The organism is Streptomyces flavofungini, assembly GCF_041028215.1.
GTDB classification, from domain to species: domain Bacteria; phylum Actinomycetota; class Actinomycetes; order Streptomycetales; family Streptomycetaceae; genus Streptomyces; species Streptomyces flavofungini_B.
This window is the reverse complement of sequence record NZ_JASKYR010000489.1, coordinates 1-5,918: the sequence shown is the minus strand read 5'-3', so window position 1 is coordinate 5,918 and position 5,918 is coordinate 1. Positions and strand designations below refer to the sequence as shown.

Sequence of the window (5,918 nt, the reverse complement as noted above, 5' to 3'; positions counted from 1 at the left end):
CGCGACACCGGGCTGACGATCGCCGCCATCGCCCGCAGGGTCGGCTACGGCAGCGCCTTCGCCCTCTCCGGGGCCTTCAAGCGGGTGTACGGGGTCAGCCCGCAGGAGCATCGCGGGCATGCGGCGTAGCCTGAGGGACGTGGCCGAACAGCACACCGCATACCGGGAGCGGGCCTCCCGGCTGCCGGGCGCGGTCCTGTGGACCCGCGCCGGGGCCGACGGCGGCGACGGTGCGGCGGTCCGGCCGGTGCTCCCCGACGGCTGCATGGATCTGCTGTGGCGGGAGGGGCGGCTCTTCGTCGCCGGGCCCGACACCCACGCGTACGTACCAGGGCCGGAGACCGGCGGCGCGGTCTCCGGAGGGCGCTATGTCGGCGTCCGCTTCTATCCCGGCACCGCCCCGGCCCTGCTCGGGGTACCGGCTGACGAACTGCGCGACCGGCGCGTCGAGTTGGCCGACCTGTGGGGCGGCGCGCGGGCCCGCCGCCTCACCGAGCGGGTGGACGGCGCCGACGACCCCATGCGTGTGCTCGAAGCCGTCGCCCTGGAGCGGGCCGCCCAGGCCGCGCCGCCCGACCCCCTGCTCGCGGAGGTCGTCCGCTCCCTGGACGCGGGCCGCCCGGTCGCCGAGACCGCCGCGAAGGTGGGCCTCAACGCCCGGACGCTGCACCGCCGTTCGCTGCCCGCGTTCGGCTACGGCCCGAAGACCCTCGCCAGGGTGCTGCGGCTCCAGCGGGCCCTGGCGCTCGCCCGCGACGGATGGCCGTACGCGCGCACGGCGGTCGAGGCGGGCTTCGCCGACCAGGCCCACCTCGCGCGCGACGTCAAGGAGCTGACCGGCCTGACGCTGAGCGGGCTACTGGACGGGGATGTGGTCCAGCGGCGCGAAGAGGTCGACTCCGTTGCCGTCCGGGTCGCGCACGGTGGCGTACCGCTGCCCCCAGGGCGCGTCGAAGGGCTTCAGCTCGCTCCCGTACCCGGCGCCCGTCAGCTCCGCGTACGAGGCGTCGACGGCCTCGGGTGAGGCGCAGAGGAAGGCGAGCCCGATCCGCCCGCCGGCGGCGGGCGGCCGCCAGTCCGGGTGGAAGGAGCGGACGGTCTCCTCGGTGTCGAAGGCGACGCGCAGCCCGCCGAGGACCTGCGCCTCGACGTGCGGGGCGCTCTCCGCGTCCTCGGGGAAGCGCAGTCCGAGCCGCCGGTAGAAGGCGAGGGAGGCGGCCATGTCGGAGACGACGAGGCCGATGAGGTCGAAACGTGGGATCGGTGTGCTGGTCATGTCCCGCAGCGTAGGAACGCCGAGGGCGTGCGGTCTTGAAGGAAACGGACAGCGGGGCCCATCCGCCCGCCGGGTCACCCGTGCAGACGCGCCGGGGGCCGTGTGGGTGACCCGCTACGGCGTTCGGTTGACGGACGTCTACGTTCCGCCCCCATGCGACCAGCCAGAACGGGTCCGGATGGCCGATACGCGCCCCGGCTGCCTGTCACCCCCGAACGATCCCCGCTACGTTGGACGGCATGGATTATCCCGGTGACAACCGGCTCGCGGCGGCTGTCGTGGCCCATCACGGCCGCGTCCTGCTCGTGCGGCGCAGTGCGACCGAGCGGTTCCATCCCCGGGTGTGGGGCGTCCCGTGCGGCAAGCTGGAGCCCGACGAGGGTCCGGTCGAGGGCGTCCTGAGAGAGCTCAAGGAGGAGACGGGTCTCCTCGGCGAAGTGGTGGAGAAGGTCGGCGAATCGTCCTTCCTCAGCGTCTACCGGGGCCACGAGGTCAAGAACTGGCAGGACAACTTCCTCGTCCGCCCCCTCACCTTCGACGTGACGCTCCCGCTGCCCGACCAGGCCTACCGCTGGCTCACCCCCGCCGACTTCGGCACCGTCGACATCGACGACTACAACCGCGAGATCGTCCGCCAGGCGTTCGCCGCCTAGCCCGCGACCGGCGACCGGCCCCGCCGCCCGGACCCGCCGTCCGTCAGCCGATCAGTTCCGCGAGCACCGACAGCTCGCCCAGATAGTCCCGCACGTCCAGGGGCTTCTTCTTCGCCGACGCCCCCGCGTCCGCCGCGCCGGGACCCGTGAACACGTCCGTGTACCGGCGCCGCTCCGACCCCGTCTCCAGGAAGAGTGTCACCGTCGCCTCCGTCGACGCGCACCACGCCCGGTGCAGGGCGTATGGCGGCAGCGCGTAGCCGCTGCCCGCCGCGTACTCCATCGTCTGCGCGAGCCGCAGCCGCGCCCGGCCCGCCGGTTCGAGCAGCCAGTCGGCCCCGTCGTCCGTCAGCGACTCGCGGTACCAGGACGCGGTGACGCCGCCGTCCGCCGCCGGTTCCGTGGCCTCGTACAGCTCCATGCCGAGCGCGCCCCGCACCACGTGCGAGGCGAGCGGCGAGCGGTGGTTGTGGATGTCCTCGCGCGCCGCCGGGCCCGGGTGCCAGACGTGGGCGCGCAGCATGTGCCGCGGGCCGCCGTCGATGAGGAGCAGCTTGTCGAAGCCGAGGACGTGGCGGTACGAGAGGAGCGCGCATCCCGCGGGGTCGCCGCCGCCCTCCGACAGCTCCCGGATCAGCGGTAACAGCCGCTCGATGGCGCCCAGTTCGGAGATGACGGTCCGGGCCGCCCGCACCAGATCGTCGCCCGTGGGCCCGTCGAGCGCCTCTTCGAGCAGCCGTCTGGCGCCATGGACGTGCCGACCACCCAATGGACTCTCCCCCTCGTCACCCACGCGCCCGCGCGCGCGGAGCCGGAGGTATCAGTCACCCGGCTGATACATCCATACGGCATGTGCCCGCAGCACCGAAAGACCTTGGTAGGTCATCCAGAGCGGGTGGGCGAGATCGTCACCGTCCCACGTCCAGATCCCGTCCTCCTGCTGCCGCCAGACCGACGCGGCGGCCCCGGCGAGCATCTCCTGCCAGGCCGCGTCGAGCCCCTCCTCGACCGCCGTCTCCCTCGCCCCCGGCGTCAGCAGCGCCCGCATCACCCACGCCGCCGAGAAGTGCCGCACCGCGAGCACCTCGTGGCGCGCGGCGTCCACCGGATGCGGGCGGCGCACCGTCTCCTGGCTGTTCTCCAGGTCCGCGCACCCGTCGTGGGTGAGCCCGGGGCACGTCAGCAGCCAGCGGATGCCGTCCTGGCGGGTGGCGCGCGCGTTGGCGTCCTCGCCCAGCACCCGCGCCGCCCGGTCGAGCGCCACCACCGCCTGCGCGGTGTGCACGGGCGACGGCGCCACCGGACGCCCGCCGAGCGGCGCGAGCCGGGCGCCCCAGCAGCGCCGGTGCTGCCGCCCCGGGTCCGTGACCGCCCCGTCCACCAGGGTCTCCCGCAGCCGGGGCAGCGCGTCCGACCCGGGCGCGGCCCTGAGCAGCCCGCGCAGCACCGTCGTCACGACATGCGTGAGTTCGAGCCCCGACGGTTCGAGCTCCCGCCGGAACCGGTCCGCGCACTGCTCCGCCTCCGCCGCGAGGCGCTGCGGGTCCGCGCCCGCCCTCGCGAGCGCGCCGAGCACCAGCGCGGTCACCTCGGGGCGCGGCACCGCCCCCTGCGAGCGCGCGGCCCAGCCGCCGTCGGGAAGCCGCAGCCGCCACAGCGTCTCGACCAGCTCCGACGCCCGCAACCTGCCGTCGGGCACGCCGAGTTCAAGAGCGATGTGCAGCCCGTACGCCGTGCCCGTCGGCGTCGGACGCACCGGCTGCGCGTGCTCGTCCAGCGCGTGCGGCCAGCCCCGAAGATGCCCGCGCAGCGGATCGTCGACGACCGTGACACGCTCGGCGAGCATCTCGTACGTGGCAGCGGAAAGGCCCGGCAACGGGCCGGGCCCCTCTCCTCGCGCGCCGTCACGCGGCGCCCGCTGTGGTGGGACTCCGTCGGTCGTACCGGCGGCCCCGCCCGACGCTCTGGCCCGCACCAGGGCGCCCGCGAGCCAGGCACAGAGCCCGGTCCCGATACCGCTGACCAGCGCCAGCGAATAGCGGGCGGTGTCGCCGTACAGGGCCTCGGGGAGCAGCCCCACCAGGGCCTGGAACACCGCGTAGCCCACGGCGATCGGCCCCAGGGCACCGAGCCAGGACACGAGTCTGCCGTTCGGCGGCTCGGGTCCCGGCTCGGGCGGCGCGGAGGGCCCGCGCGCGGGTGCCTGCTGCATGCGGCTCAGCGCTTGCTCGTGTGCGTGAGGAACGCCTCCCATGCCTGGGGGGTGACGTTCATTTGGGGTCCCTGGGGGTTCTTGGAGTCCCGCACGTGGATGGTGGACGGGCAGGGGGCGACCTCGACGCAGTCGCCCTCGCTGCCGCTGCTGTAGCTGGACTTGCGCCAGTCGAGGCCGACTTCGACGCAGTCGCCGCTGGAATCACCGCTGTAGCTGCTCTTGAACCAAGCCGGTTCGTTGGTGCTCATAGCGCTCCTCGCATCCGCTGGAGAAGGCTCACGGAGTGTTCAGGGGTGAGAGCCTGTGAGCGCATCTTGGCATACCTCTGCTGGAGCACACTGATCTCTTTCGGGCCGGAGATCAGCAGGCCACACTTCTGGCCTTCGGAGTAGGCGAACCACTGGTTCTCCGGCGTCTCCAGGAGTTGCAGTGGTCCGTCTAAACCGGCGTGGGACGGTTGTTGGAGGGGCATGAGCTGTAGCTCGACGTTCCAGTTCCTGTTGGACATGCTGAGCAGGTGGTCGATCTGGTCACGGGTGACGTCATCGCCGCCCGTTCGCCGCTCCAGGATGGCCTGCTCAAGGATGAAGCTGAACGAGGCCGGGGGCTGACGGTCCAGGTCCAGTAGTCGCTGCCGGGCCAGCCGCGCGACGACCCGCTCCTCGACCTTCTCGGGCGTCGGCAGCGGGGGCACGCTCCAGCTCACGGCCTTCGCGTAGGCCTCGGTCTGCAACAGACCGGGGATCACCCGGCATTCGTACGTCTGGAGAGTGATCGCGTGCTCCTCCAGCCCCGCCCATTTGCGGAACCATGACGCCAGGCCCGGCTGGCGGGTCAGTTTCTGCGCGGCCTTGCGGATGATGCCGAACGCGTCGAGGATCTCCTCGGCCCGTTCCACGAACCGTGCGGGAGGCAGGCGTCGCCCTTGCTCGACCGAGGCCACGAAGTCGACGGAGTACCCCATGCGCCGGGCGAACGCGAACTGGGTGAGGCCCGCGCGTTCGCGGAAGCCCTGGAGAACCGCCCCGAAGGTCTTGAGGCTCTCGCAAGGCCCGGGTTCAGTGCTGATGGTGTCGGCGGCCACTCTGGTACCCCCAGGTGTCGTTGTGCTCCGGTGTTGGAGCGCGCCAGGTGACCCATGGTTACGGACCGTGATCGACGCTGTCCAGCGTTCGTGCTCGTACTCTTGCTCCGTGTACGAGTCAGGTACGGGCTGCTTACCTGGTGAACACGGTTGAAGTCACGAAATTCTGGGCGCATGACAGTGCAAGCCAAGGCCCATGCGCCAGTTACCGTACGTATGTTCACTCAGTGCTTCAGCTCCACGCCCAGGAGCGCTCGGCTCGCGCGGCGGCTCGTGGCGCACCGGCTGGACGGCTGGGGCCACGCCTACGCGGGCGAGGTCAATGAGGCCGCCGCGCTGATCACGGCGGAGCTGGCCGCGAACGCCGCCCGGCACGGGCGGACCGTGCCCGCACGGGACTTCCGCGTGGGCCTGTCCGAGGCGGCGGACGGCACCGTACGGATCGAGGTCACCGACACCCGTGCCGAACGGCTGCCGGTCGTCGCGGGGGTGGTGGACCCCGACGCGGAGACCGGGCGGGGGCTGCTGCTCGTGGAGGCGATGGCGTGCCGCTGGGGGGTGATGCCCCGCCCGGACGGCCCGGGGAAGACCGTCTGGGCGGAGCTGAGGGTCAGCGGCCGGTCAGACTGAAGGTGTAGGCGAAGTCGTCCACGCGCGCGTGGAGCCGGTGCTGCCGCAGCACGCCGGGCC

Annotated in this window: 8 protein-coding genes and 1 pseudogene; 4 read left to right on the top strand and 5 right to left on the bottom strand. The window is 72.6% G+C overall.

What is annotated here, in order from left to right:
* A partial coding sequence (locus AB8Z36_RS27815) for an AraC family transcriptional regulator (protein WP_369216133.1) occupies window positions 1-129 on the top strand: 129 nt, incomplete at its 5' end.
* Window positions 119-868: pseudogene (locus tag AB8Z36_RS27810) on the top strand (helix-turn-helix domain-containing protein); the annotation flags it as partial. The gene AB8Z36_RS27815 and the pseudogene AB8Z36_RS27810, both read left to right, overlap by 11 nt.
* On the opposite strand, the gene AB8Z36_RS27805 reads toward AB8Z36_RS27810, so the two are convergent.
* Window positions 857-1,276 carry a VOC family protein gene (locus tag AB8Z36_RS27805; RefSeq protein WP_369216132.1) on the bottom strand — a complete coding sequence of 140 codons (420 nt, stop codon included), beginning with the start codon at window positions 1,274-1,276 and terminating at the stop codon, window positions 857-859. The pseudogene AB8Z36_RS27810 and the gene AB8Z36_RS27805 sit on opposite strands and share 12 nt — an antisense overlap.
* 239 nt (window positions 1,277-1,515) lie before the next feature.
* Here AB8Z36_RS27805 and AB8Z36_RS27800 point away from each other — a divergent pair, with 239 nt between their 5' ends.
* Window positions 1,516-1,929 (top strand): NUDIX hydrolase, encoded by a 414-nt coding sequence (locus AB8Z36_RS27800; protein ID WP_369216131.1) that lies wholly within the window; start codon window positions 1,516-1,518, stop codon window positions 1,927-1,929.
* A 43-nt stretch (window positions 1,930-1,972) separates the two neighbouring features.
* Here AB8Z36_RS27800 and AB8Z36_RS27795 read toward each other — a convergent pair whose 3' ends face one another.
* Genes AB8Z36_RS27795 through AB8Z36_RS27780 form a run of 4 tightly spaced genes read right to left on the bottom strand, consistent with a single transcriptional unit; the run spans window position 1,973 to window position 5,228 of the window.
* Complete coding sequence (locus AB8Z36_RS27795; protein ID WP_369216130.1) at window positions 1,973-2,698, bottom strand: hypothetical protein; 726 nt, start codon at window positions 2,696-2,698, stop codon at window positions 1,973-1,975.
* A gap of 51 nt (window positions 2,699-2,749) precedes the next feature.
* A complete protein-coding gene (locus tag AB8Z36_RS27790; RefSeq protein WP_369216129.1) occupies window positions 2,750-4,141 on the bottom strand; it encodes a hypothetical protein in 1,392 nt (463 codons plus the stop codon).
* 5 nt (window positions 4,142-4,146) lie between these two features.
* The gene (locus AB8Z36_RS27785; RefSeq protein WP_369216128.1) at window positions 4,147-4,392 is read right to left on the bottom strand and encodes a DUF397 domain-containing protein; all 246 of its coding nucleotides are present in this window, start codon (window positions 4,390-4,392) and stop codon (window positions 4,147-4,149) included.
* On the bottom strand, window positions 4,389-5,228 hold the full coding sequence (locus AB8Z36_RS27780) for a helix-turn-helix domain-containing protein (protein ID WP_369216127.1): 840 nt from the start codon (window positions 5,226-5,228) through the stop codon (window positions 4,389-4,391). Before AB8Z36_RS27780 ends, AB8Z36_RS27785 begins: the two co-directional genes overlap by 4 nt.
* 216 nt (window positions 5,229-5,444) lie before the next feature.
* On the opposite strand from AB8Z36_RS27780, the gene AB8Z36_RS27775 reads away from it, so the two are divergent.
* On the top strand, window positions 5,445-5,858 hold the full coding sequence (locus tag AB8Z36_RS27775) for an ATP-binding protein (RefSeq protein ID WP_369216126.1): 414 nt from the start codon (window positions 5,445-5,447) through the stop codon (window positions 5,856-5,858).
* Window positions 5,859-5,918: the final 60 nt, after the last annotated feature.